This is a genomic window from Methylocella sp. (assembly GCF_044226135.1).
GTDB lineage: Bacteria > Pseudomonadota > Alphaproteobacteria > Rhizobiales > Beijerinckiaceae > Methylocapsa.
Genome location: NZ_JBGAHM010000004.1, coordinates 38,365 through 63,640, shown reverse-complemented (window position 1 = coordinate 63,640; position 25,276 = coordinate 38,365). Strand labels below are relative to the sequence as shown.

Genomic DNA, 25,276 nt, shown 5'->3' with positions numbered 1-25,276 from the left:
GCCGGCCCGGCCCTATTCGTAAAGTTCGTCTTCGTCCTCGGACGAGGAAAGTTCGATCTCGCCCGAGTTCGAGAGCTCGAGCGCCGTGTCGGCGATCATGCGGCGCGCCTTGAGCACGTCGCGCTGGAGCGCCGGACCGCCGCTCGCAAGCTCGCTGTCGACGATCCGGCGCGCGCGCGTCGCGAGGCTCGAGAGGATGGCGTCGCGGAAGGCGGCGTCGGTTCCCTTGAGCGCGAGCACGACGAGCTCGGTCGGGATCTTGTCGAACAGGATGCTGCGCGCCTTGGCCTGCAGCTTGACGATGTCGTCGAAGGTGAACATCAGCCCCCGCAGCGTCTCCGCGGCCTTTGGACGTGACGCCGCCAGGCTTTGCATGACGTCCTCCATCTGATCGCGCTCCATCTTGTTGATGATGTTGGCGACCCGAATATTGTGCTCGGCGCCCGACTGGCGCGAGACGTTGGAGAGCAGATCCTCCTGAAGCTGAGCCTGCACGATCCGCAGGGCGCCTTCGGAGACGGGCGAGACGCCGAGCATGCGGCGCATCATCTCGTTTCGCAGATCGCGCGGAAACAGCCCCATCACCTTCGCCGCGCAGGCGGGCGCGACCCTCGAGAGAATGAGCGCCACCGTTTGCGGATGCTCCTTCGCGAGATAGGACGACAGCACGCCCTCGGGCACGTTGGAGAGGCGCTCCCACAAGGCGTCGTTCGACGCCCCGGTCACGTCGGACATGACGTCGGCGATCTGTTCCGGCGGCAGCACGCCGTCGAGCAGCTGCTCGACCTCGTTCGGCGACCCGAGCACGTCGACGCCGCGCGCGAATTGCGCGGCGAAGTCTTCGATCAGCATTTCGAGCGTCGGCGCGGGCACGACGCCGAGATCGGCGACGGACCGCGTGATCAGCTTCAGCTCGTCGACTTCGAAATGCTTCAGGAGGCGGCTCGCGAGCGGCTTCCCCATGGCGAGCAGGAGGGCCGCCACGCGGTCAGGCCCCCGCAGCGTCCGCCCCTGCCCCTGCGCGATCGCGGCGGCCATCTCAGTCGGCCGACCCGGCCGGCCCGACGATCTCCGTCAGCGACACGCCGAAGCGGGAGTTGTCGTCCTCGACCACCACGATCTCGCCGCGCGCGATCACGCGGCCGTTGACGACGACGTCGACGGGCTCGCCCACCCTGTGGTCGAGCGGAATGACGGCGCCGCGCCCGAGCTTGAGCAGATGCGAGACCGGCATCGACGCCGAGCCGAGCACCACCTGCACGACGACCGGAATGCGCAGGATGGTTTCAAGATTGGGATTGCCCGGCCGGCCCGCGGCGCCCGCGGCGGCGTCTTCGTCTAAGTCGTCGGTCGTCATGTCGTCCTGAGGCATCTCATACCTTTCCCCGGCGTTCGCCAGTCTTGACGCCGCGCGCCGCGGTTCAGGCGGCCCGAGCGGCGTCCCGCGCCAAAGCTAGCGCGGAAGCATGTCGTCCATCATCTGCCGTTCGCGCGTGATCGATTCGTCGATCCGCAGCGTGTAGAATCCGTCGCCCTGGCCAAGGTCGCACCAAAACAGCGGCTCGGAATTGCATTCGAGCCGGATGCGCGCGCCGGCCGTCGCCTTGAGCTGCAATATGCCGCCGACCTTCAGGTCGGCGATGTCGCCAAGCGTGAAATGCCGCTCTTCGAGCACGCCCCTCACCTCGACCTCGGCGCGGCCGATCTCCTCCTCGATCTGGCGCGTCCAGGCGGGATCGCGCACGACCGCCTCGTCGGAGAGGCTGCGGCCGAGCTGCTGGCGCACCGAATTCAGCGCGGCCTGGGGCACCAGCACGAACAGTTCGCCGTTGCGGCCGAGGATGCGGAGCTTGAGCTTCGCGCTGACGCAGAAGGAGTTGCGCGGCGCCACCACGGCGAAATCGAGCCGCGTCTCGACCCGTTCGAGCTTGAAGCTCGTGTCGCTCACGGCGGCGAAGGCCGACTGCAGGCTGCGTCCGAACAGGTCGAGCGTCTTTTGCGCGAGACGCAGTTCGAGGCTCGACAGCTTGCGCGCCTCGGCGAAAGGCGGCTCGCCGCCGTCGCCGCCAAACAGCGCCTCGGCGAGCGTGAAGATGAAGTCGTGATCGACGCCGATGAGGATGCGCGAGTCCCACGCCTGGGCGTGAAACACGCCGATCGCCGTCCGGTTCTCGAAGGCGTCGAGCACGTCGCCGACGCGCCGCGCGACGATCTGGTCGACGGAGAAGAACGCGGGCGGCGCCGAGAGCGGGCGCAGCGCCTCGGAGCATTGCGCCGCGAAGCGGTCGAGCACCACATGCAGCATGGGCATGCGGTCGATGGATATTCCCGGCGCGTCGAGGAGCCGCTCCGAACCGCTGAGCACGGCGCCCGACGGACGATCGAACAGGGGTTTTTGCGCCTGCATGGTCACGCCGCCTGGGGCTGGGCGGCCCTGCCGCCGGACACGGTTTCATTCTCGACCATGTCGATCGAGGGGCGGTCATGCGAGGCGATCGTCTTTCGCCCGTGCTCCAGCGCGATCTGCGGCATGGCGCCGTTCATGAAGGCGAGCAGCGTCTGCTTGACGATGACGTAGAGGCGGCCGCGCACGGCGCGGATGGTCTTCACCTTGTGGGCGAGCGGCGCGATGACGCCATAAGAGATGAAGATGCCGGCGAAGGTGCCGATCAGCGCCGCGCCGATGAGGCCGCCGAGAATTTCCGGCGACTGGTCAAGCGCGCCCATCGCCTTGACGACGCCGAGCACCGCCGCGACGATGCCGATGGCGGGGAGGCCGTCGGCGACCGACGTCAGCGCGTGATAGGGCTTCATCCGATCATGCATGATGGTCTGAATTTCTTCATCCATCAGCGCTTCGATTTCATGGGCGCGCGCGTTGCCGATGATGATCAGGCGGCAATAGTCGCAGATGAAGGCGGTGAGGTCGGAATCGGCCAGCACCTTGGGGAAGCTTTTGAAGATCGCCGATTCGGAGGGGTTGTCGACATGCTGCTCGACGTCGCTGCGGGCTTTGCCGCGCATCTCGCGCATCAGCGCGTAGAGCACGCCGAGCACGTCGAGATAGTCGCGCTGGGTCGGGCCCTTCGCGAGCACCGCGTCGCGGATCGCGGCGCCCGTGTCCTTGATGACGGAAAGCGAATTGGCGATGATGAAGGTGCCGAGCGAGACGCCCAGGATGATGACGAACTCCCAGGGCTGAAAAATGACTTCGAGATGGCCGCCCATGGCGGCGAAGCCGCCCAGCATGCAGCCGAGCGCGACGATCGTTCCAATTAAAAACGCCAAGGGTCCGCCCCATGCCTTCGACAATCTTTAGAAAATTCTTAACGAGCCGGGCTTGCTTCAGGCTGGATCGGCGCGCCGCGCTCTGCGCCGCCTTCTGCGCCGCCGGCGCTCCCGCCGCGCTCGGCCAGATCGCGAGCTTCGACTGCGCCAAGGCCGAGCTCGCGGCCGAAAAGCGCGTCTGCGACACGCCGGCGCTCGGCGCGCGCGACGTCAAGATGGCCACGCTCTATCAGACGCTGCAGGGCGCCGAGCCGGCCTGGAGCGGCATGGCCTATCGCGAGTTCCGCGACAATCAGCGCGAACTGCAGGCGACATGGGCGTCGAAGACGCGCGATCCCTGCGGCGGCGACGCCGCCTGTCTTTCGGCCGCCTACGACCGGCGCATCGACGAGCTTGCGGCGACGCTGTCGAAAAGCCTCGGCCTCACCTTCGGCCGCATGTGCGACGGCGCAGCCGCTCAGTAGCCCGCCGCGAGCGTTCCGCGCTGGCGCGAATCGGCCGCGCCCTCAAGCAGCCCGTCGGGGCGGCGCAGCACGCTTTGCGCCGAGCCCCAGGCGCCCCCTTCGACGACCGTATGGCCAAGGCCGCGCAGCAGCGCCAGCGTGTCGGGCGAGACGCCGCGCTCGACATAGAGCGCGTCGGGAAAGCCCTGATGATGCGCCCGCGGCGCGGCCGTCGCCTCGGCCGGATTGAGGCCGTGGTCGATCATCCCGACGATCAGCCCCGCGACCGTGGTGATGATGCGCGAGCCGCCCGGCGAGCCGGTGACGAGCTCGAGCTCGCCGCCGCGAAAGACCATGGTCGGAGCCATGGACGACAGCGGCCGCTTGCCGGACGCGGGCGCGTTGGCCGCGCCGCCCATGAGGCCGAAGGCGTTGGGCGCGCCGGGCTTTGCGGCGAAATCGTCGAGCTCGTTGTTGAGCAGCACGCCCGCGCCGTCGGCCACGAGCCCGAGGCCATAAGAGAAATTGAGCGTGTAGGTGTTGGCGACCGCCCCGCCCTCGGCGTCGACGATCGAGAAATGCGTGGTCTCGGCGCTCTCATAGGGCGTGGGGTCGACAGGCATGATCTCGGCCGCCGGGCGCGCGCGGGCGGGGTCGATCTCGCCGCGCAGGCGCGCGGCGTAGGCCTTGGAGGTCAGGGCGGCGAGCGGAACCTCGACGAAGTCCGGGTCGCCGAGATAGCGCGCCCTGTCGGCGTAGACGAGCTTCGTCGCTTCGGCGAAAAGATGGATCGAGGCGGCCGAGCCCGCGCCAAGGTCAGCCAGCGGCAAGCCTTCGAGGATATTCAGAAGCTCGATCACATGCGTCCCGCCCGACGAGGGCGGCGGCATCGAGACGATTTCATGACCGCGATAATGCCCGCGGACGGGCGCGCGCTCGAGGGCGCGATAGGATTTCAGGTCGTCGAGCGTCATCACGCCGCCGGCGCCTCTGACCGCCGCCACAATCTTCTCGGCGACCGGCCCTTCATAGAAGGCGCGCTCGCCGTCGCGCCCGACCGCCTCGATCACGTCGGCGAGGTCGGTCTGGCGCAAAAGGTCGCCGCGGCGCAGCGGCTCGCCCGGCGCGCGCATGAAAATGCGCGCCGACGACGGAAAGCCGCCAAGGCGCGCGGCCTGCGCGAGCGAATCGGCGAGATCGTCCCCGACCGTGAAGCCCTCGCGCGCGAGGCGGACGGCGGGGGCCGCGAGTTCGGCGAGGGTCAGGCGGCCGGAGCCGTAGCGGCGCAGCGCGCGCGTGAGGCCGGCGACGGTTCCGGGCACGCCGACGGCGAGGCCGGAAAAGCGCGACTTCGCCGGGTCGGCTTCGCCCGCGGCGTCGAGGAACATGTCGCGGGTGGCGGCCGCCGGCGCGGTTTCGCGATAGTCGACGGCGACTGTCTCGCCGGATTTCGGCGAATGGATGAGCATGAATCCGCCCCCGCCGAGATTGCCCGCGCGCGGCAGCGTCACGGCGAGGGCGAGCGCCGTCGCCACCGCGGCGTCGACGGCGTTGCCGCCGCGGCGCAGCACGTCGCGCCCGACGCGCGCCGCCTGCGCCTCCTGCGCCACGACCATGCCATGCTCGGCGAGGACGGGGAGAAAACGCCGGCCCTGCGAGATGATCGGGGGATTGGGCGCCGGCGCCTCCGCCCGCGCCGGGACCGCGGCCGCGAGGGCGCAGAACAGCGCGACGCGGATGAAGCCGCGAGCCCGATGTCGGGGGCGCGAAAAGGCGCGCAAAAGATCGAAGGTCATGGCGCGGCTCTCCCATGCGCGGCCAGCGGGCCGCTTCGACGACGCGACGCAAAAGCTTGGCGCGCGTCATGAAGAAGATCAGGATCCGCCGCGCCGCGTGGCGGCGTCCGCCCGAAAGGCCAGAGGCGCAGGCGGCGGGCGCAGGCGAGAAAGACGCAGGCGAGAGGCGCCCCCCGCGCGGGCGCCAAATTATGACGCGCCTCATCCCTGCGGCGGCGCCGCTTTGTCCCGCGCCGGCGTTTCAGGCCTCGTCCGCGCTGTTCAGCGCCTCCAGAAAGATCGCGCCATAGCGTTGCAGCTTCGCCGGCCCGACGCCTGGAATCTGCTCCATCGCGGCGAGCGTCATGGGTCGCGCGCGCGCCATGGCGACAAGGACGCTGTCATGAAAGATGACGAAAGGCGCCTGCTTTTGCGCGCGCGCAAGCTCGAGCCGCTTCGCCTTCAGCGCCGCAAAGAGCCGCGCCTCGACGACCGTCAGATCCTCGGCCTTGAGACGCTGCGGGAGCTTCGACGCGGCGGCCGGCGCCTCGCCCTGCGTCGTTTCGTCGATGCGCTTCAGCGCCTCGCCGACGCCGACCTTGCGGCCGCCTGTCAGGCCGATCTCGCGCAGTTCGATCTGCGCCTCGCCGCGCAGCACGGCGCGGCCGGCGGGCGTGATGATCCAGCGGTCGCGGTCGTCCTCCTGCTGGTCGATGAGTTCGGCCGCCTGAAGCTGACGAAACACGCTGCGCCATTCGGCGGTCGAGAACTCCTTGCCGACGCCGAAGGTCGGCAGAAGGTCGTGGCCGTGGCGCACGATCGCCGCCGTCGCCTCGCCGACGAGCAGCTTGGCGAGATGCCCTGAGAAAAAGCGCCCCGAGGTGCGGTGCACGGCGGACAGCGCTTTCTTCGCGGCGAGCGCGCCGTTGAACAGGCGCCAGCGGCCTTCGCAGATGTCGCAATTGCCGCAGTCGCCCGTCTCCTCGCCGAAGGCCGCGAGCAGCGTGCGGCGGCGGCAGCGCGGCGTCTCGCACAGGGCGAGCAGGGCGTTGAGCTTGCGCCGCTCGACGCGCTTGCGCTCGGGCGCGGCGTCGCCGTCGTCGATCTGGCGTTCGCGAAAACGCGCGTCGGCCTCGCCAAACAGCAGCAGCGCCTCGGCGGGCAGCCCGTCGCGGCCCGCCCGGCCGATCTCCTGATAATAGGATTCAATGCTTTGCGGCAGGTCGGCGTGGATCACGAAGCGCACGTCGGGCTTGTCGACGCCCATGCCGAAGGCGATGGTGGCGACGATGACGACGCCCTGCGACGTCAGGAATTCATCCTGGTTCGCGGCGCGGATTTCGGGCGCGAGCCCGGCGTGATAGGGCAGCGCCGCGACGCCCGAGGCCCGCAGCGTTTCGGCGAGGCGCTCGACGCCGCGGCGCGAGGCGCAATAGATGATCCCGCTCTGTCCCTTGTGACGCGCGATCTCGGCGGCGCATTGCTGCGCGGCGTTTCCCCGCCGCCGCATGGCGAGGCGGATGTTCGGCCGGTCGAAGCTCGACACGAACAGGCGCGGCGGCGACGCAAACAGCCGCTCGACGATGTCGGCCCGCGTCGGCGCGTCCGCCGTCGCCGTCACCGCGACGATCTGAAGCGGCGGCCCGTCGCCCGCGAGCGCGCGCGCGACCTCCTTGAGGTCGGAATATTCGGGCCGAAAGTCATGGCCCCATTGCGAAACGCAATGGGCCTCGTCGATGGCGAAGACGCGCGCGCCGGCCTCGCGCAGCAGCGCCTGGGTTTCGCGCCGCACGAGGCGCTCGGGCGCGACATAGACGAGGCGGCATCGTCCGGCCCTGATCCTTGCCTCGATGAAGGCGTTTTCGGCCGCGCCGTTGACCGAGTTGAGCGCGGCCGCGTCGACGCCTTTCTGCTCCAGCGCGCTCACCTGGTCGCGCATCAGGGCGATCAGCGGCGACACGACCACCGTCAGCCCCGGCCGGACCAGCGCCGGCAGCTGGTAGAGCAGCGACTTGCCCGAGCCTGTCGGCATCACGGCGAAGATGTTTTCGCCCGCGAGCGCCGCCTCCATCGGCGCGCGCTGGGCGGGGCGAAAATCCCTGAAGCCGAAGACGCGCAGGAGCGTTTCGCGCGCCGCCTGCGTCTGCGAAGGGTCGGGCGCCGGGGTGAAGTCGGCCTGCGAAGGCGCTGCGGTCTGCGGCATGGGGTCCAGATCGTCGAGGGGCGCGGCGAGACTATCCCTTTTCATGCGCGCCTTCATCCCCGCCGGCGCGCGCGACCAGCGTCTCGATCTCGCGCCGCAGCAGCGCCGCCTCCCGCGGCGAAGCGCGCCCGCGCGGCGCCTTGACCGCGACCTCGGCGATCTTGCGGCCGGGCCCCGGCGACAGAATCAGGATCTTGTCGGCGAGCGCGACGGCCTCGTCGAGGTCATGGGTGACGAGCAGCGTCGTCGTCCGCCATGTCTCGACGAGCGACGCGAGTTCTTCGCGCAGCCGCAGCGCGAGGGCGGCGTCGAGCGAGACGAACGGCTCGTCGAGCAGCAGCAGCGTCGGCTGGACGGCGAACGCCCTGGCGATCGAGACGCGCCGGGCGAGGCCGAGCGACAATTCGCCCGGATAATGGTCGAGATGGCCCGAAAGCCCAAGGGCCGCGACGATGGCGTCGAGCGCCGCGCCGGGCCTTGCGCCCGCGAGCGTCAGATTGCGCCGCACGCTGCGCCAGGGCAGAAGGCGCGGCTCCTGGAACACCATGCCGATTTTGAGCGGCTCCGGCAGCTTCGTCTCGCCCTCGAAGTCGCGGTCGAGGCCGGCGACGATGCGCAGCAGCGTGGTCTTGCCGCAGCCCGAAGGCCCGATCACCGCCGCGACCTCGCCCTCGCCGAGGCTGAAGGCGACGTCGCGCAGCGCCAGCCGCTCGTCGCCGGAGGCCATCCGCAGCGTCTTGCGCCGCACGTCGATCTCAAGCATCGGCCTTGCGCCAGCGCGTCGCGCGCCGTTCGAGCGGCTGCACCACGAACGTCTCGATCGCCAGCATGATCATCACGAAAGGCAGCGCATAGCCAAGCAGCCGCGCGACGTCGAACAGCTGGAACGCGACGCCGATCTCGAAGCCCACGCCGTTCGAGCGCCCGAGCAGCTCGACGACCAGCACGATCTTCCACACGAGCGACAGGCCGGAGCGCGTGGCGGCGGCGAGATAGGGCCCGAGCTGGGGCAGCAGGATGTCGAAGACGCGGACCTTCAGCGGCATGTGATAGATCAGCGCCACCTCGTCGAGGCTGCGGTCGAGCGCGCGCGCCCCCTCACGCAGGGTGGCGGCCGTGGTCGGCAGCTTGTTCAGCGCGACGGCGCCGACCGCCGCGACCTCGTTGAGCCCGATCCATATGTAGGCGAGCACGATCACGACCAGCGCCGGCAGGTTCAAAAGCACGATGAGCCAGGGGTCGCAGACGCGGTCGACCGTCCGGTTGCGGCCCATGGCGACGCCGAGCGCCGCGCCCGCCGCCATGGCGATGACGAAGGCCGCGGCGACGCGCGCGAGCGTCGCCGCGAGATTGGCGAACAGCGCGCCCGAGCGCGCCTCGGCCATGATCACGCCGGCGACCTCCTGCGGCGCCGGCAGGAGGCGCGACTGCGCCAGAAGCGCCGCGGCCTCCCACAGGGCGAGAAGCAGCGCGAACGAAAGAAGCCGCGTCGTCATGGACGGTCAGCGTCCGCCGGACGCCGGCGCGCCCCTGTAGAACAGGCCGGGTTCGAGCGCCGTCGCCGGCCCGACGAGTTCGGCCCCGCCGACCTCGCGCAGGATGGCGTAGAAATTTCGCGCGTCGGCCTCCTCCTCGGCGACCGGGCGGCGGGCGAAGCCCTCGATATAGCGCCGGCGGAACAGGGCGAGCTCCTGCGGGTCGGAAATGCCGAGCTCGCGGCCGATCGCCGCCCAATCCTGCGGCGCCTCCCCGGCGAGCGCCTCACGCGCGCGGGCGATGACCGTCAGGAAGCGCGCCAGCGTCTCCCCTTGCGTGCGCGCGAAACTTTCCCTGAACAGAAAGCCGATCAGCGCGACCGGCCCCTGCGCGCCGAGCCGGCGCTCCGCCGCCTCGAGCCCGACCAGCGTGCGGAACCCTTTGGCTTCGAGCCGGGCGGCGTAGGTCCAGAACGCGAGCGAGGCGTCGAGCTCGCCGGCGAGCGTCTTTTCATAGAGCAGCGCCGGCGCGCCGAAAACGGGGCGGACCGTGCGCTTGAGGTCGAGCCCTTCGCGCCGCGCATAGGCCTGCAGCAGCAGCCAGCTCTTGTCGATCGGCCCGCCGGCGACGCCGAGCGTCTTGCCGGAGAGGTCCGCGAGGCTCCTGAAGCCCGACTCCTCGCGCACCATCACGCCGCCGAGCGCCGCCGACGTCGGATAGAACTGAAGCGGCTCGCCGAGCGCGCGCTCGCGCGCGGCCCAGAGCCAGTCGCCGAGGATGACGTCCACCGCGCCGCCAAGAAGCGCGATGCGGCCGGCGTCGGGCGAGGCGAACCAGGAGACCGAAATGTCGAGCCCTTCAGCCTCGGCGAAGCCCCGCGCCTTGGCCGCGGCGAGCTCCCAGGCCAGCGTCCCGGTTCTTTGCGCGCCGACGCGGATCGTCAAGCCGGCGGCTGCGGCCGCGACCGGAAGAAGGCCGAGCGCCAGGGTGAGACAAAAGAGCGCCGCGGCGCGCAGGGCGCCGGCGAGACGGCGTCCGCACGCCCGAAAAAGCCCGCCAAACCGCTGCCCTGCAAGGGCTTCCGCGCCCCGGCGTTTGCGCTCCGTCAAAGTTATACCCGCTCTCATGTGGCCGGTTGTGTTTTTTCGCGTCATGAGGATACATGCTTTTGCGGACGGGCGACATTGCTCAAGAATCGCGGGCGCTCCGCGACGCGGTCGGCCGCCACACCGGAGCGAAGCGCATCGCTCAAGGGGAAGGGAACCGAAACATGACTTTGAAATATGTTCCGCTTATCGCGGCGCTCGCCTTCATCGGGCAGACCGCCGGCGCTTCCGCCGCCGGAGACGCCGCGGCCGGCGAAACCCTCTTCAAGCAGAAATGCGGCGTCTGCCACAAGATCGGCGAAGGCGCCAAGAACATGGTCGGCCCCGAGCTCAACGGCATCGTCGGCCGCAAGTCGGCCTCCGTTCCGGGCTTCAACTATTCGCAGGCGCTGAAGGATTCCGGGATCACCTGGGAAGACGAGAAGCTGCACGCCTGGCTGACCGAGCCGAAGGCCCTCGTCCCCGGCACCAAGATGATCTTCCCCGGCCTGCCGAAGGCGGAAGACCGCGACAATGTCCTCGCCTATGTCGAGTCCTTCGACGCCGACGGCAAGAAGAAGTAAGCTTCTGGCGCTCACCCCTCGCGCCGCGTCAGCATGCCGCGCGAGGGATCATAGGCGACGATCGCGGCGGCGAGAAAAGCCGCCGCGCAGCCCGCGACCACGCCGAGCGAAACGGGATTGACCTGGCCCCAGAAGGCGAAGCGGATCAGCTCCGTCGCATGGGTGAAGGGGTTAAGCTCGCAAATGAAGGCCAGCGTCGGATTGGCCTCGCGCACGCGCCACAGCGGGTAGAGCGCCGAAGAGGCGAAGAACATCGGAAATATGACGAAGTTCATGACGCCGGCGAAATTCTCGAGCTGGCGGATCAGCGACGACAGCAGCATGCCGAGCGCGCCGAACATCAGCCCCGACAGCACGAGCGCCGGCAGGATGGTCAGATAGCCCCACAGGCTCGGCGGCTCGATCTCCCAGAACCAGGCGATCAGCAGAAACGCGTAGACCTGCAGGATCGACACCGAGGCGCCGGCGACGAGCTTCGAGCTCAGCAGGAACCAGCGCGGCAGCGGGCTCACCAGCAGCGTGCGCATGTTGCCCATCTCGCGGTCATAGACCATCGACAGCGACGACTGCATGCCGTTGAAAAGCTGGATCATCGCGACGAGCCCCGGCGTGATGTACACGTCGTAGAGCACATAGGTGTCGTAGGGCGGAATGATCGACACGCCGAGCACCGACCGGAACCCCGCCGCGAAAATGAACAGCCACACCAGCGGGCGCACCAGCGCCGAGACGAAGCGCTCGCGCTGGTGCAGGAAGCGCAGCGCCTCGCGCCACACGATTCCCGCAAGGCACGCCGCATACTGGCGCAGGGAAAAGCCGCGGCGCGGCTGTGCGGACGCAAGGCTCATGTCGGCTCTCCTTCGCCGGTCAGGCGGCGAAAGGCGGCGGTGAGGTCGGGCGCGCCGGCGCGCAGGCGCACCGCTTCGGCCGTCCCGCAGTCGAGCAGCTTTCCGCGATGCAGCACGACGACCTGGTCGCCAGGCTCGATCTCGTCGATCAGATGGGTCGCCCACAGCACGCCGAGCCCCTCGCGCGTGACGAGGCCGCGCACATGCGCGAGAATGTCGGCGCGGGCCTTGACGTCGAGCCCGACGGTCGGCTCGTCGAGCAGCAGCAGGCGCGGGCGGTGCAGCAGCGCGCGGGCGATCTCGACGCGGCGCATCTGCCCGCCCGAAAGCGCCCGCGCCTTGTCCTCGATCCGGTCGAGCATGTCGACCCTGGCGAGCACGTCGCGCGCGCGCGCCTTCGCCTCGCGCGCGCCGACGCCATGCAGCGCGGCGTGATAGGCGAGATTCTGCGCGACCGAAAGGTCAAGGTCGAGGGTTCGCGCCTGGAACACCACGCCGAGGCGGCGCAGCGCCTCGCCGGGATCGCGCGACACGTCGAAGCCGAAGATCGAGATCGAGCCGCGCGTCACGGCGAACAGACGGGTGATGAGCGAGAACAGCGTGCTCTTGCCGGCCCCGTTGAGGCCGAGCAGCACGGCGAAGCGGCCCTGCGGCACGTCGAAGGAGACGTCGTCGAGCGCCTTGCGCCGGCCATAGGAATGGCTGACGCCCGCGACCGAAAGGGCGGGCGCCCCGGCGCTCCCTGGCTGGCGCCCCGAAGCTGCGCCCTCCATGCGAAAAGGTTCTCCCGCGTCGGTCATGGGGCGATCGCGACGCCCCACGGGAACGAGCCGACGGGGATCGACTTGATCACCTTGAGCGCGCCGACGTCGATCACCGAGACGTCGTTCGAGACGCCGTTGGTGGCGTAGAGCCGCTTGTAGTCGGGCGTGAAGGCGAGCTGCCACACGCGCTGGCCGACGAGCAGATATTTCTCGACCTTGCGGCTCTTCGCGTCGATCACGGCGACGCGGTTCGCGGGGCCGAGCGCGACGAACACCTTCGATCCGTCCTGCGAGAAACGGAGGCCGACGGGCTGGACCGCCTCGCGCGTCAGGCCCGGAATCTCGAAGGAGATCTTCTGCGTCACCTTGGCGCCGGCGACGTCCGAGATGTCGATGACGCTGACCGTGCCGCCGACCTCGGCGCTGACCCAGAGCTCCTTGCCGTCGGGCGAGAAAGCCGCCGCGCGCGGCCTGGCGTCGACGAGCACGTTGGCCACGATCTTGTGCGTCGCCGTGTCGATGACATGCGCCATATTGGTGGTTTCGGAGGTGTTCACGAGCAGCTTGCCGTCAGGGCTCAGCGTCATGCCCTCGGGCTCGACGCCGACCGGAATCTGCTCGACGACCTTGCGCTTCGCGACGTCGATCACGGTGACGAGATTGTCGTTCTCATTGGCCACGTAGAGCAGCGCGCCGCCGGGGTCGAGCACGAGCAGCTCGGGGTCAGGGCCGGACGGCAGGTCGCCGACGATCTTCAGCGTCTTGAGGTCGAGGATCTGGATCGTGTCGTCGTCTCCGGCGCAGATGAAGAGCTGCGTCTTGTCGCCGTTGAGGACGATGCCGCGGGGGCGCCGGCCGACCTTCACCGTCTCGACCACGGCGAGCTTGTCGGCGTCGATCACGCTGATCGAATTGCCCTTCTCGTTCGAGACATAGGCGGTGGCGGCGGCGGCGGGCGCCGCCGCGGCGAGCGCGCCGAGCGCGACGGCCGCGGCGCGCCAGAAGGTCCGCGCAGGGGTCCGCCAAAGAGTCCGCGAAAGAATCATTGCAGCCTGCATTTCGTTTCGGGTTGGTCGAAGCCCAGCGTGTCGAGCTCCGAGACTTGGTGCAGAAAGCCTTCCTGCGGCGAGACCGAGACGATCATGCGCCCGTCGCCGAGAAGGACCGGCTGGCGCAGCTGCTGATTCCAGGGCCGCAGCGTCAGCTTCTGGCCCTTGAAGGCGGCGATCGAGAAATCCTTGCCGACGACATAGGCGCGCAGCGTCTTCGGGTCGGCCGAGCCCGTGCGCGTCGCCGCCTCGCCGATCATGCGGACCGCGACCCAGGCCTGGTTGTCGCGCGCGTTCATGCCGCGCGCGGCGAGCTTGTGGAAACGGTTCTGAAGCTGCGCCGCGCCCCATTGCTCATGCGTCGGGTCCCAGCTCGTCGGCTTGAGGCCGGCCGAGCCCGCGACGGGGCGCGGATCATAGCCGCGGTAGGGCAGATAGCCGGCGAAAACGTCCGATTCGTCGGCGGCGACGAGCACGTCATAGGCCGGCGCGTTCTGGGTCGTCGCCGGGATCAGACGCTGCGTCTGGACGCTGCCGGAATCGGAGCGCCGCCCGCCGCCCGTGTCCTCGTAGACGCGCTCCTCGACGATCTTCGCGCCGAATTTTCTGGCCGCGCGGCGCAGCGCCTGCGCCCACAGCTCGTCTTCGGGGTGGGAGCCCTTGATCATGAGCCAGCGCGGCCAGCGCTTCCAGACGAAATATTGCGCGAGCCCGTCGGCGAGCATCGCGCGCGTCGGCGCGACATGCACGACATTGGCGCGGCAGTTTTCTTCGCGCAGCGAATCGTCGGGCGCGAACACGTTGAAGATCAGCGCGTCCTTGTCCTTCGCGGCGTCGGCGACGGCGAGCACCTGGTCGGCCGGCAGGTCGACGAGGATCAGGCCGACGCCTTTCGCGAGCAGGCCGTCGAGCGCCTTGACGGGATCCTCGCCGTCGTCGAGCGCGACGTCCTCGACGCTGAAGCTCTGGCCGAGGAAGCGGCCGGTCGTATTATTGTCCTCGACGGCGAGGCGCGCCCCGGCGACGCCGTCGTCGGCGGCCGGAATGTCGAGGATCGAGATGACGTCGCGCGAATGCCGCTGGCGGATGAAGCCGATCCTGACCTCGAGCGGCGCCTTCTGCGCCGCAGGCGCGGCCGCGACGGACGGCGCGGCGAGGACCGGCGCGGCATGGGACGGCGCGGCGAGGACCGGCGCGGCGAGCGCGAGGCCGGCGCGGAGCGCGCCGGCGACGAATCCTCGCATGTTACGTCCTCCCTCAAGCCCTGGCCCGGCGTTCGCGCGCCCGTTTTTCGGCTGGCGCCCGCGCGCCAGACTCATGCGACGATGATGGGGTCGCCGCCCCGCGGCATCAAGACGCGGGCGGCGACGCGCCGCTGACGCTTTCGCGAGGCTCGAGCGATTCGAGCAGGTCGAGCATCGCCTGCTCCTTCGGCGTCTGCGCCACATGCACGAAAGGCAGGCCCGCGGCGCGCAGGGGCGCGGCCGCGTCGGCCGAAATCGCGATATGGCGCGGGCCGGCGAGATCGAGTTCGGCCTCGGCGGCGAGCCTCAGGACGATCTCGGCGCTGCGCCGCGAATAATGCATGACCGCGCCGATGCGCCCGGCCTCGAGCAGGGCGACGGCCTCCTCGTCAAGGGCGGGGGCGGCCTGCGCGGCGTAGATCTCGACCGTCGTCATTTCATGGCCCGCCGCGGCGAGCGCCTGTTCGAGATCCGGCTTGCGGTCGCGGCCGGCGAGATAGACGAGCCGCGCCGGCGGGCCTTCGGACAGCGCCGTCACCAGATGCGCGGCGAGGTCGCGCGCGTCCTGCTCCACGACGGCGCGGCCGGCGAAGCCGCGCTCGCGGGCCGCGGCCTTCGTGCGCTCCCCGACGACATAAAGGGGAATGAGCCGGCGCGCCTCGGGCGTGAGCCGGTCTTCGCCGTCGGACAGAAGCTCGAAGGCCTGGGTCGAGGTGGCGATCACGCCGTCGACCGTGCCTTCGGGCCAGGGCGCGCCGGTCGGCGTCATTTCGAGCACGGGCGAGAGAATCGCGTGCTGGCGGATGGCGGTGAGCTTGGCCGCCGTGCGCAGGGCTTCGTCGAGGGCGCGGGTCAACAGCACCAGCATGCGGCTTCAGTCCTCGAACAGGTCGGGAGGAATGCGGGCGAGAAGGTCGCGGCCCGCGCCCTCGCCGAGCGAGGCGGCGAGCTTCGCGTCGCCGCTCACGCGCGCCTCGTAGCAGGCCGAGCCGTCGGGCTTCAGCACCAGCGCATGGAACAGCAGCGTCTCGCCTTCGAGCCGCGCATGGGCGCCGATGGGGGTGCGGCAGGAGCCGTCGAGCACGCCGAGGAAGGCGCGCTCGGCGTCGAGCGCGCGGCCCGTGTCGCGGTCGAGCACGGGCGCGAAAACCGCCGCCGCCGCCACGTCGCCGCGCCGCGCCGTGACCGCGATCGCGCCCTGCCCCGCCGCCGGCACGAATTCTTCGAGGTCGAGCAGGGCGGTGGCGCGGTCGATGAGGCCGAGCCGCCTGAGGCCGGCGACGGCGAGCAGCGTGGCGTCGACCTCGCCCGCCGCGAGCTTGGCGAGGCGCGTCTCGACATTGCCGCGCAGCAGCGTGACCCTGAGGTCCGGGCGCAGCCGGCGGACCATGGCCCCGCGCCGGAGCGAGGCGGTGCCGACGAGCGCCCCTTCGGGCAGCGCCGACGGATGGGCGGCGACGGGCGAGAGCCAGGCGTCGCGCACGTCCTCGCGCGGGAGGAAGCCGAGGATCACGATCTCGTCGGGCAGAAAGGTCGGCAGGTCCTTGGCCGAATGGACCGCGGCGTCGACGTCGCCGCGAATCAGGGCGAGGTCGAGCTCCTTGGTGAACAGGCCCTTGCCGCCGGCCTCGCTCAGCGCGCGGTCGGTGATGGCGTCTCCGGTCGTGCGGATGACGACCGTTTCGATCGCCTCGCCCGAAGACCCGTGGGCGGCCGCGAGGCGGCCTTTCAGCTCGCGCGCCTGCGCGAGCGCAAGAGGACTGCCCCGCGTCCCGATTCTGAGTTTGAGGTCCTCGACCCTGGGGCGGCTCGAACTGAGAATCGCGGATTTCCTTGAGGGAACTTTTGGTTCTATAGCTGCGCGACCATAGCGTCTTCGCCGCGATCCGCCAAGCGCGGCGCGGCGTCCCGCCCCGCCGTGCGGCCGGGGCGCCTCTCGAAAGCGGATTCCGGCCGCCATGCGCGTTCTTGGCATCGAAACCACCTGCGACGAGACCGCCGCCGCGGTCGTGCGGCTCGAACCCGGCGGCGCCGGCGAGATTCTTTCAAACGAGGTGATGAGCCAGATCGCCGAGCACGCCGCTTATGGCGGCGTGGTGCCCGAGATCGCCGCGCGCGCCCATGTCGACGTGCTCGACCGGCTCGTCGCCCGCGCGCTCGAACGCGCCGAGGTCGGGCTGAAGGACCTCGACGGAATCGCCGCCGCGGCCGGCCCCGGGCTCGTCGGCGGGGTCATCGTCGGCCTCACCACCGGCAAGGCGCTGGCGCTCGCGAGCCGCAAGCCGTTCATCGCCGTGAACCACCTCGAAGCCCATGCGCTGACCGCCCGGCTCACCGACGGCGTCGAGTTCCCCTATCTGCTGCTGCTCGTCTCGGGCGGCCACACCCAGCTCGTCGCGGTCAAGGGCGTCGGCGACTATCTGCGCCTCGGCTCGACCGTCGACGACGCGGTCGGCGAGGCCTTCGACAAGGTGGCGAAGCTGCTCGGCCTGCCCTATCCCGGCGGCCCGGAGGTCGAGCGGCGCGCCGAAGAGGGCGACCCGACGCGCTTTTCCTTTCCAAGGCCGATGCTCGGGCGGCCGAAGCCTGATTTCTCGCTGTCGGGCCTCAAGACCGCCGTGCGCGTCGAGGCCGGCAGGATCTCCCATCCGAGCAAGACCGACGTCGCCGACCTCTGCGCCTCGTTCCAGGCGGCCGTCGTCGATTCGCTGATCGACCGCAGCCGCGCCGGGCTGCGGCTGTTCCATGAGCGCGTCGGCGAGGCCAGCGCCATGGTGGTCGCGGGCGGGGCCGGCGCGAACGGCGCGATCCGCCGCGCGCTGGCGCGCTTTTGCGGCGAGAGCGGCCTGCGTCTCGTGCTGCCGCCGCCGGCGCTCTGCTCCGACAATGGGGCGATGATCGCCTGGGCGGGAATCGAGCGCCTTTCGCTCGGCCTCTCCGACGACATGACCTTCGCGGCGCGCCCGCGCTGGCCGCTCGACGCCAGCGCCGAGGCCGCGCATCACGGCAAGGCGTGAGGCTGTTCAGCCCGCCTGCCGGGCAAGCTCCTTGAGGCCGCGCCGGATCAGCTCGGGCGCGGCCGCGCCCTCCCCCAGCGCCTTGACCGAGGCCGCGACCGCGAACGCCGCCTGCGCGCGGGCGTAGCCGAGATTGACCAGCGCCGACACGGCGTCGGCGGCCGCGCCCTGAGGCGCCCCCGCCGCATGGGGCGCGAGGCCGGCGAGCGGACCATGCGCCGGCGCCTTGTCCTTCCGTCCCGCCACGCCGCGCGCGGCGAGGCGCGGGCCGACGCCCGGCGCGCGCGACAGCGCCGTCTTGTCGCCGGCCGCGATCGCCATGGCGAGCTCGTCGGGGCCGAGCGCGCCGCCGATGGCGAGCGCGAGACGCGCGCCGACGCCCTGCACCGACTGGAGCAGGCGGAACCAGTCGCGCTCGGCCGCGCCCAGAAATCCGTAAAGCCTGATCTGGTCCTCGCGCATCTGCGTCTCGATCGTCAGGACCGCCGGCTCGCCCTCGGCCGGCAGCGCCTGGAGCACGCGCGGCGCGCAGAACACGACATAGCCGACGCCGCCGACGTCGAGGATCACATGGTCCTCGGCTTTGGCGTCAATGAGGCCGCGCAGCTTGCCGATCATGGCGCGGCGCTCCTCATCGGCCGCGCGCCGCGACGGCGGCGGCGAGCCTGCGGCTCGCGCGCAGGCGCGCATGGGTCAGGGCGACGGCGAGCGCGTCGGCGGCGTCGGGGCTCGCGGCGTCGCTTTTCGGCAGCAGAAACTTCACCATCAGGGCGATCTGCGCCTTCTCGGCGTGGCCCGCGCCCGTGACGGTCTTCTTGATGAGATTGGCGGCGTATTCGGCGACGGGCAGGCCCGCGAGCGCCGGGGCGAGCAAGGCGATCCCGCGCGCCTGGCCGAGCTTCAGCGCCGACTGCGGGTCGGCGTTGACGAAGGTCTCCTCGACCGCCGCCTCGGCCGGCGCATGGTCGGCGATGACGCCCACAAGCCCCTCGTGCAGCGCGCGCAGCCGCTCGGCGAGGCTGTCGGCGGGGCGCGAGCGCAGGCTGCCGCAGGCCACGAAAGAGAGCCGCGAGCCCACGACGTCGACGACGCCCCAGCCCATGGTGCGAAGGCCGGGGTCGACGCCGAGAATGCGCACGCAGGAGGTCATGCGCGGTTCTACCCCATCGCGCCCCGGGGCGGAAAGCGCCTCACTCCATCAGCATCCGCTTCAGAAGCTCGAGCTCCTCGTTGAGCGTCGCGTCCTTGGCGGCGAGCCCGTCGATCTTGCGCACCGCGTGCAGCACGGTCGTATGGTCGCGCCCGCCGAACCTGCGGCCGATCTCGGGCAGCGAGCGCAGCGTCAGCGTCTTCGACAGATACATGGCGATCTGGCGCGGCCGCACGACATTGGCCGTACGGCGCGACGACAGGATGTCGGCCCGGCTGACGTTGAAATGGGTGGCGACGAGCTTCTGGATGTCCTCGATCTTGACGCGCTTTGGCTCATGGGCGCGCACGAGGTCGCGGATGGCGAGCTCGGCGGTCGCCACTTCGAGCGGCGCGCCGGTCAGCGAGGCGTGGGCGAGCAGCCGGTTCACCGCGCCGTCGAGGTCGCGGCCATTGGTCTGGATCGCCCGCGCGACGAAGGCCGTGACCTCGTTTGGCACCTCGAAGCCCGGGTGGATCTGGCGCGCGGCGGCGATGCGCCCTTCAAGGATGCGCAGGCGCAGCGGCTCGTCGAGCGCCCCGAGTTCGACGCACAGGCCGCCGGCGAGGCGCGAGCGCACGCGCTCGTCGAGGCTTTCGAGCTCGGAGGGCGGCCGGTCGGCGGCGATGACGATCTGCCGGTGCGCGTCGATCAGCGCGTTCAGCGTGTGGCAGAACTCCTGCTGGATCGACTTGCCCTGCAAAAACTGGATGTCGTCGATGACCAGAATGTCGATGCCGCGCAGTTTCTCCTTGAAGGCGATCGCCGTCTGCGCCTTGAGCGCCGCGACGAAGCCATACATGAAACGCTCGGCGGTGAGGTAGACGACGCGCCGGCCCATCGCCTGCGCGTCATGCGCCGCGGCCTGCAACAGATGCGTCTTGCCGAGGCCGACGGCGGCGTGGAGATAGAGCGGATTATAGGTCAGCCGCTCCTCGGGCGTCGCCGCGGCGACGCGCTGGGCCGCGGCCAGCGCGAGCTGGTTCGAGCGGCCGGCGGCGAAGCTTGCGAAAGTGAGACGCGGGTCGAGCGGCGAGCCGGAGAGAATGTCGCCTTCGGCCTCGGGCGCGAGAGGTTTGGCGCGCGGCTCCGGCGCGGCGGCGGGCGCGGCGCGGCGCGGCGCGGCTTCTTCAGGGTCGGCCGCGACGGCGGGCGCGCCGGCCGGCCGGTTCGACGAGCGGATCGTCACGGCGAGCCGCTTCACGGACGGGAATTCGGCGGCGACGGCGGCGAGCAGCTTTTCCGCATAATGCGACTGGATCCAGCTTTTCAGAAATTTGGTCGGCACCGACACGGCGGCGGAGTCGTCCGCAAGCGCGTCGAGTTCGAGCCGGCCGAACCATGAGGAGAACACGTCGTCGCCGACGTCGGCGCGCAGCCGGCGGCAGACGCGCATCCAGGCTTCGCCGTCGCCGCGATCGCCCGGCTGATCGTGAGAGCTGCGCAAAGTGAGCATCGGCCTTCTTCTGATCGGAACGGAGGGCGGACGTCCGTCCCGGAACGGGACGGCGCCATCCGCCGACAGGAATGGGGGGAAAGGGGGCGAAGGCGTCGACGCGGCTAGAGGCGCGCGACCGGCGGTTTCTTGCGCGACAGCCGCAGCCGCCGGCGCCAGGGCCGCGCGCGGCGGCCCGCCCGCCCAGCTCCTTCCACAGCCGGCGCCGCCGCAGGCTGTGGAAGGAGCTGCGGCGCGGCGTCGGGGACCTGCGAAAGGGACCGCGCGCCCGAACGGGAAAGGCGTCGCGCGCTTGGGAGGGACGGACGCGGCGCGGCTAACGGAGAAAGGCGCCCTGCGGCTGAATGAGCTTGCGTCGACATGTGGCGGCCCTCTCCCCTTATTGGCCCCGGCTGCGGAGCAGAACGTTCGATTCGAACCTGTCAAGCACGGACCTAAGGAAAAACGGACCTCCATCTTCCACTTTTCAAGTCGCCCTCAATAAATTCAAGCACAGTCTTTATAAAGAAAGAGTTCCTCTTTATAAAGAAAGGGTTCCTTCGACGACGAAATAAAGACATGCGGAAGCCTTTACACGGAATCGCCGATAAATCTGCAGGAAAGGCGGCGAGAGATTCGGAAGAGCACTTAAGCCCGGCCGCCCTCACAGCCATTCGACTCTAACATAGGCGAAAGCCGCCGCAAGGCGGGAGTCGGCGATTTTTCCAGCGGCCCCGTCCCAAACGCTGTCCACAGGCCCGCAGCCGCGCAAAAGCTGTGACTAAACGCCTGATTCTGCGCTCTCGCCGCGGGGTGCGGCGAAGTTGCCGCAGGCATCTTAAAAGATTCAAAAATCTGTCTTGAATGACGGGGAAAACCGGTCGTCGCGGCGCGCGATCCGGCCTTCCGCCGCGCTTTGTCTACAAGTCTCTGTGAATCAAAAAGAATGGGCGCGCGGGAGATTGCGCCGCTTACGCTGCGCATTTTTGCCGAGATCGCGCCGCGCGCAAAAGAAAAGCCCGGCTTTCGCCAGGCTTTCATCGTTCAGAACGAAGACTTTTCGTAACGAAAACTTAAGCGCTCAACGCCTTCACGCGCGCGCTGAGGCGGGAAACCTTCCGCGAGGCGGCGTTCTTGTGGATGATGCCTTTCTGGGCGGCGCGCATCATCAGCGGCTCGGCGGCGCGCAGCGCGGCGAAGGCCGCGTCCTTGTCGCCGGAGGACAGGGCTTCCTCGACCTTGCGCACATAGGTCCGCATCTGGCTGCGACGCGACTTGTTGACCGCGGTGCGACGCTGGATCTTGCGGACGGCCTTCTTGGCCGAAGGAGTATTCGCCATCGTGTAACTGTCCTGGCCGAAGCTGTCTCTTGGCGCCGCGCGACGGGGCGCTGGTCATTGGGAAAGGCGCTTATAGACAAGGCCTCGTCCCGCGTCAACGCTCGCGGCCCCGTCTCAGGCGAGCAGCGCGGCGCGGTCGAGGATGGCGTTGGCCGATTTCGCCGCCACCTCGAGCGTCCCGGCGAGCGGCCCGCCCGCCGCGACCTCCTCGAACACAGACAGAAGCATATAGAAAATAAGGAGCCGGCGGCGCGTCGTCCGGTCGGCGACGCCGACCGGCCCGTCGCGCGTCGCGGCCATGTAGGCGTCGACGAAGATCTCCGAGAATTCGACGAGCTCCTCGGACAGGCGCGCCGCCGCCGCGAGCGGATCTGGCGTCAGCGCGGCGATGGCGTGCTCGGCCGTCGCGGTCACCTTGGCGAAGGAGACGATCATCGAGGCCACGTCGCGCAGCGGCGAGGATTTGACGCGCCCGCCGCCGGGCGCGCGGGCGCCGCCCCTGAAGCCGACGATGATGACGTCGTCCTTGACCACCAGGGCGTGGCCGAGCCGGTAGTCGCCATGGACGCAAAGCTTGGCCGCCTCGCGCGGGACCGTCTCCTCGATCAGGGCGAGAAGCGCGTCGAACTCGCCGCGCCGGTCGACCAGGCGGTCGATCTCGGGCGTCGCGCCGTCTTCGTCCCGCGCGCCGAAACGCTCGAAGCCGCGCTCGGCCGCCTGCCGCAGCCAGGCGGCCTCGGCGCGCAGATCGGCCTGGGTCAGGGGCTCGGCGGCGACAGCCGCGTCGTCGGTCGGCGTGGCGAGCGCGAGATGCATCTGCGCCGTGCGCAGGCCGAGGCGCTGCATGTGCGGCATATAGGCCGCAAAGCTCGGCGGCGCGGGCGCGGCCTCGGTCTGGAGCGCGGCGGGGGCGAAGGCCAGCGCCTCGAGAATCCGCTTCAGCGCCTCGAGCGTCCAGGTCCAGGCGTCGCCCTGGCAGCGCACGAAGCTTTCGAGCGAGGCGAGCGTCCGGCGCGTGCCGTCGGCCGCGACATGGTCGACGACGCCGATGAGGCGCGGCGTGTTGGGAAAACAGGCGGCCTCGGTCAGGAAACGGCGGATTCGCAGGTCGGGCCGCTCGCCCTCCTTGAGCTCGCGGAACAGCTTGAGCGAGAGCTGCTTGTCGAGCACCAGGACGCTGTGCCCGCGCGCGGCGGCGAGCGTCTCGACCTCCGCCGCCTCGACCTCGATCTCGGGGCATTGCGGATCGGCGAGCCTGAAGACGACGCGCCCCCGCCCCGCCGTCGCCAGCTCGGCCCCGCGCCGAAACGCTTCGAGCATCGCGCGCGCAAAGGGCGGCGAGGCCTCGGCGTCATAGAGCAGGCCCATCTCGGCGCCGCGGCGCAGCTTGGCGACGGCGGCCGTCGGCGGCGGCGGCGTCTCGCTGTCGCGCTCGGCCGTCAGCGGCGTGAAATAGCAGGCGCGCGCCCCGTCGGCGCGCTTGACGTCGAGAAGCGCGAGAAGATGGCGGCGCAGGTCGCCGTCGCCGTCGCCGACGAGAATCGCGCTGTCCTGCAGCGTCGCCGTGAACGGCCCGCGGCCCGGCGGAAACCAGCGCCGCGAGGCGAGGAACTGCGGCGCGACGCCGCGTTCGAAGGCCGAGAGCTCGCGGCCCTCGAAAATGGTCTCGAGCCGGCCCACGGCGACGAGGGTGAAAAGCTCGGGCGGCGTTTCGAGCCGCCGGCGCTCCTGCGACATGGGTTCGAGCCTGAACCAGTAGAAGCCATAGGCCGGCAGGGTCAGCATGTAGGGCAGGTCGCCGATCGGCGGAAATTCGCTTCCGGCCGTCATCTCGACGGGCTCGGCGCCGCGGAACTCGGACAGGTCGAGCTCGACCGCCTGGGGCGCGCGCGAGACGTTGACGACGCACAGGATGCGCTCGTTTTCGGTCTCGCGCAGATAGGCGAGCACCTTGCGGTTCGACGGATAGAGAAAGCGCAGCGCGCCGCGGCCGAAGGCCGAGGTCGAGCGGCGCACGGCGATCATGCGCCGCGTCCAGGTGAGCAGGCTCGACGGGCTCGAAAGCTGCGCCTCGACGTTGACGGCGAAGAAGCCGTAGACCGGGTCCTGGATCGCCGGCAGGAACAGCTTCGCGGGGTCGGCCCGGCTGAAGCCGCCGTTGCGGTCGACCGACCATTGCATCGGCGTGCGAACCCCGTCGCGGTCGCCGAGGTAGATGTTGTCGCCCATGCCGATCTCGTCGCCATAATAGACGACCGGCGTGCCGGGCATCGAGAACAGCAGCGAGTTCAGGAGCTCGATCTTGCGGCGGTCCTTTTCGAGCAGCGGCGCGAGGCGGCGCCTGATGCCGAGGTTGATGCGCGCGCGCCTGTCGGCGGCGTAGAACGACCAGAGATAGTCGCGCTCCTTGTCGGTCACCATGGCGAGGGTCATCTCGTCGTGGTTGCGCAGGAAGATCGCCCACTGGCCGCCCTCCGGCAGCTCCGGCGTCTGGCGCAAAATGTCGGTGACCGGATGCCGGTCCTCCTGCGCCAACGCCATGTAGATGCGCGGCATCAGCGGGAAATGGAACGCCATGTGGCATTCGTCGCCGTCGCCGAAATATTCGCGCGCCTCCTCGGGCCAGACATTGGCCTCGGCGAGCAGCATGCGGTCAGGATAGTCGGCGTCGATCGCCGCGCGGATCTTCCTGATGATCGCGTGGGTTTCGGGCAGGTTCTCGCAGGCGGTGCCGTCGCGCTCGACGAGATAGGGCACGGCGTCGAGCCTGAGCCCGTCGACGCCCATGTCGAGCCAGAAGCGCATGACGTCGAGCACCGCCTCGATCACGCGCGGATTGTCGAAATTGAGGTCCGGCTGGTGCGCGTAGAAACGGTGCCAGTAATAGGCGCCCGCGACCTCGTCATAGCTCCAGTTCGACTTCTCGATGTCGCAGAAGATGATCGGGACGTCTTTATATTTCTGGTCGTCGTCGGACCAGACATAGAAATTGCGCGCCGCCGAGCCGGGCTTTGCGGCGCGCGCTTTCTGGAACCACGGGTGCTGGTCGGAGGTGTGGTTGACGACGAGTTCGATGATCACCCGCAGGCCGCGCTCATGCGCCTCGCGCACGAAGGCCTTGAAGTCGCGCAGCGCGCCATAGGCCGGGTTGATGTCGCGATAGTTCGCGATGTCGTAGCCGTCGTCGCGCAGCGGCGACGGGTAGAACGGCATCAGCCAGATGGCGGTCGCGCCGAGGTCCTTCACATAATCGAGCTTCTGGGTCAGCCCCTTGAAATCGCCGACGCCGTCATTGTCGCTGTCGAAGAAGGATTTGACGTGAAGCTGGTAGATGATGGCGTCGCGGTACCAGTGCACGTCGCTGCGGTCGATCATGGGCTGCTCTTTGCAAGAAACGGATCTGCGCGGAAGAAACCGATCTGCGCGGACGCCTGCGCGTCGCGGCGACGCGCAGGCGCGCCCCGAAGGGGACACGCAGGCGCGAGGATGGAACGGGGAAAACGCGAGATCAAGCGCCCGGCGTTCACGAGCAGGCG

General features: G+C 69.8%; 23 protein-coding genes. 3 read left to right on the top strand and 20 right to left on the bottom strand.

All coding sequences use genetic code 11. From position 1 onward, the window contains the following. Window positions 1–12: 12 nt before the first annotated feature. From ACILRB_RS03340 to motA, 4 genes are all read right to left on the bottom strand, one after another. The gene (locus ACILRB_RS03340) at window positions 13–1,038 is read right to left on the bottom strand and encodes a flagellar motor switch protein FliG (RefSeq protein ID WP_395664874.1); all 1,026 of its coding nucleotides are present in this window, start codon (window positions 1,036–1,038) and stop codon (window positions 13–15) included. Between the two features lies 1 nt (window position 1,039). Beyond that, on the bottom strand, window positions 1,040–1,357 hold the full coding sequence (gene fliN, locus ACILRB_RS03335) for a flagellar motor switch protein FliN (protein ID WP_395664970.1): 318 nt from the start codon (window positions 1,355–1,357) through the stop codon (window positions 1,040–1,042). A 96-nt stretch (window positions 1,358–1,453) separates the two neighbouring features. After that, the gene (locus tag ACILRB_RS03330; protein WP_395664873.1) at window positions 1,454–2,407 is read right to left on the bottom strand and encodes a flagellar motor switch protein FliM; all 954 of its coding nucleotides are present in this window, start codon (window positions 2,405–2,407) and stop codon (window positions 1,454–1,456) included. A 2-nt stretch (window positions 2,408–2,409) separates the two neighbouring features. Then, on the bottom strand, window positions 2,410–3,288 hold the full coding sequence (gene motA, locus ACILRB_RS03325) for a flagellar motor stator protein MotA (RefSeq protein WP_395664872.1): 879 nt from the start codon (window positions 3,286–3,288) through the stop codon (window positions 2,410–2,412). 11 nt (window positions 3,289–3,299) lie between these two features. Here motA and ACILRB_RS03320 point away from each other — a divergent pair, with 11 nt between their 5' ends. Next, on the top strand, window positions 3,300–3,752 hold the full coding sequence (locus ACILRB_RS03320; RefSeq protein ID WP_395664871.1) for a lysozyme inhibitor LprI family protein: 453 nt from the start codon (window positions 3,300–3,302) through the stop codon (window positions 3,750–3,752). Here ACILRB_RS03320 and ggt read toward each other — a convergent pair. From ggt to ACILRB_RS03295, 5 genes are all read right to left on the bottom strand, one after another. Next, window positions 3,746–5,527: a gamma-glutamyltransferase gene (ggt, locus tag ACILRB_RS03315; protein ID WP_395664870.1), complete on the bottom strand. Its 1,782-nt coding sequence runs from the start codon at window positions 5,525–5,527 to the stop codon at window positions 3,746–3,748. The genes ACILRB_RS03320 and ggt overlap by 7 nt on opposite strands. Window positions 5,528–5,768: 241 nt before the next feature. Next, a complete protein-coding gene (recQ, locus tag ACILRB_RS03310; RefSeq protein WP_395664869.1) occupies window positions 5,769–7,754 on the bottom strand; it encodes a DNA helicase RecQ in 1,986 nt (661 codons plus the stop codon). After that, window positions 7,741–8,472, bottom strand: coding sequence for an ABC transporter ATP-binding protein (locus tag ACILRB_RS03305; RefSeq protein ID WP_395664868.1), 732 nt, complete (start codon window positions 8,470–8,472; stop codon window positions 7,741–7,743). Before ACILRB_RS03305 ends, recQ begins: the two co-directional genes overlap by 14 nt. Continuing rightward, complete coding sequence (locus ACILRB_RS03300) at window positions 8,465–9,205, bottom strand: ABC transporter permease (RefSeq protein ID WP_395664867.1); 741 nt, start codon at window positions 9,203–9,205, stop codon at window positions 8,465–8,467. Before ACILRB_RS03300 ends, ACILRB_RS03305 begins: the two co-directional genes overlap by 8 nt. A gap of 6 nt (window positions 9,206–9,211) precedes the next feature. Further along, window positions 9,212–10,129 carry an ABC transporter substrate-binding protein gene (locus tag ACILRB_RS03295; protein WP_395664866.1) on the bottom strand — a complete coding sequence of 306 codons (918 nt, stop codon included), beginning with the start codon at window positions 10,127–10,129 and terminating at the stop codon, window positions 9,212–9,214. A gap of 326 nt (window positions 10,130–10,455) precedes the next feature. Between ACILRB_RS03295 and ACILRB_RS03290 the strand changes: the two genes are divergently transcribed. Then, entirely contained in the window at window positions 10,456–10,854 is a 399-nt protein-coding gene (locus tag ACILRB_RS03290) for a c-type cytochrome (protein ID WP_395664865.1), read from the top strand. An 11-nt stretch (window positions 10,855–10,865) separates the two neighbouring features. Here the strand turns inward: ACILRB_RS03290 and ACILRB_RS03285 are convergent, their stop codons facing one another. From ACILRB_RS03285 to hemC, 6 genes are all read right to left on the bottom strand, one after another. Continuing rightward, window positions 10,866–11,702, bottom strand: a complete 837-nt coding sequence (locus ACILRB_RS03285) for an ABC transporter permease (RefSeq protein ID WP_395664864.1) — start codon at window positions 11,700–11,702, stop codon at window positions 10,866–10,868. Beyond that, window positions 11,699–12,475 (bottom strand): ABC transporter ATP-binding protein, encoded by a 777-nt coding sequence (locus ACILRB_RS03280; protein WP_395664969.1) that lies wholly within the window; start codon window positions 12,473–12,475, stop codon window positions 11,699–11,701. The genes ACILRB_RS03285 and ACILRB_RS03280 overlap by 4 nt, the downstream gene beginning before the upstream one ends. A gap of 23 nt (window positions 12,476–12,498) precedes the next feature. After that, window positions 12,499–13,512: a PQQ-dependent catabolism-associated beta-propeller protein gene (locus ACILRB_RS03275; RefSeq protein WP_395664863.1), complete on the bottom strand. Its 1,014-nt coding sequence runs from the start codon at window positions 13,510–13,512 to the stop codon at window positions 12,499–12,501. Further along, a complete protein-coding gene (locus ACILRB_RS03270) occupies window positions 13,509–14,759 on the bottom strand; it encodes an ABC transporter substrate-binding protein (protein WP_395664862.1) in 1,251 nt (416 codons plus the stop codon). The genes ACILRB_RS03275 and ACILRB_RS03270 overlap by 4 nt, the downstream gene beginning before the upstream one ends. 106 nt (window positions 14,760–14,865) lie before the next feature. After that, complete coding sequence (locus ACILRB_RS03265; protein ID WP_395664861.1) at window positions 14,866–15,627, bottom strand: uroporphyrinogen-III synthase; 762 nt, start codon at window positions 15,625–15,627, stop codon at window positions 14,866–14,868. A gap of 6 nt (window positions 15,628–15,633) precedes the next feature. Beyond that, a complete protein-coding gene (gene hemC / locus ACILRB_RS03260; protein WP_395664860.1) occupies window positions 15,634–16,719 on the bottom strand; it encodes a hydroxymethylbilane synthase in 1,086 nt (361 codons plus the stop codon). Between hemC and tsaD the strand changes: the two genes are divergently transcribed. Continuing rightward, window positions 16,718–17,776, top strand: coding sequence for a tRNA (adenosine(37)-N6)-threonylcarbamoyltransferase complex transferase subunit TsaD (tsaD, locus tag ACILRB_RS03255; protein ID WP_395664859.1), 1,059 nt, complete (start codon window positions 16,718–16,720; stop codon window positions 17,774–17,776). The two genes, hemC and tsaD, sit on opposite strands and share 2 nt — an antisense overlap. Before the next feature lie 6 nt (window positions 17,777–17,782). Here the strand turns inward: tsaD and ruvA are convergent, their stop codons facing one another. From ruvA to treS, 5 genes are all read right to left on the bottom strand, one after another. Continuing rightward, on the bottom strand, window positions 17,783–18,394 hold the full coding sequence (gene ruvA / locus ACILRB_RS03250; RefSeq protein WP_395664858.1) for a Holliday junction branch migration protein RuvA: 612 nt from the start codon (window positions 18,392–18,394) through the stop codon (window positions 17,783–17,785). A 13-nt stretch (window positions 18,395–18,407) separates the two neighbouring features. Further along, entirely contained in the window at window positions 18,408–18,926 is a 519-nt protein-coding gene (gene ruvC, locus ACILRB_RS03245) for a crossover junction endodeoxyribonuclease RuvC (protein ID WP_395664857.1), read from the bottom strand. A 40-nt stretch (window positions 18,927–18,966) separates the two neighbouring features. Continuing rightward, on the bottom strand, window positions 18,967–20,421 hold the full coding sequence (dnaA, locus tag ACILRB_RS03240; protein WP_395664856.1) for a chromosomal replication initiator protein DnaA: 1,455 nt from the start codon (window positions 20,419–20,421) through the stop codon (window positions 18,967–18,969). Window positions 20,422–21,473: 1,052 nt separating this feature from the next. Then, window positions 21,474–21,740 (bottom strand): 30S ribosomal protein S20, encoded by a 267-nt coding sequence (gene rpsT / locus ACILRB_RS03235; protein WP_395664855.1) that lies wholly within the window; start codon window positions 21,738–21,740, stop codon window positions 21,474–21,476. Between the two features lie 114 nt (window positions 21,741–21,854). After that, window positions 21,855–25,115, bottom strand: a complete 3,261-nt coding sequence (gene treS, locus ACILRB_RS03230) for a maltose alpha-D-glucosyltransferase (RefSeq protein ID WP_395664854.1) — start codon at window positions 25,113–25,115, stop codon at window positions 21,855–21,857. Between the last annotated feature and the right edge of the window lie 161 nt (window positions 25,116–25,276).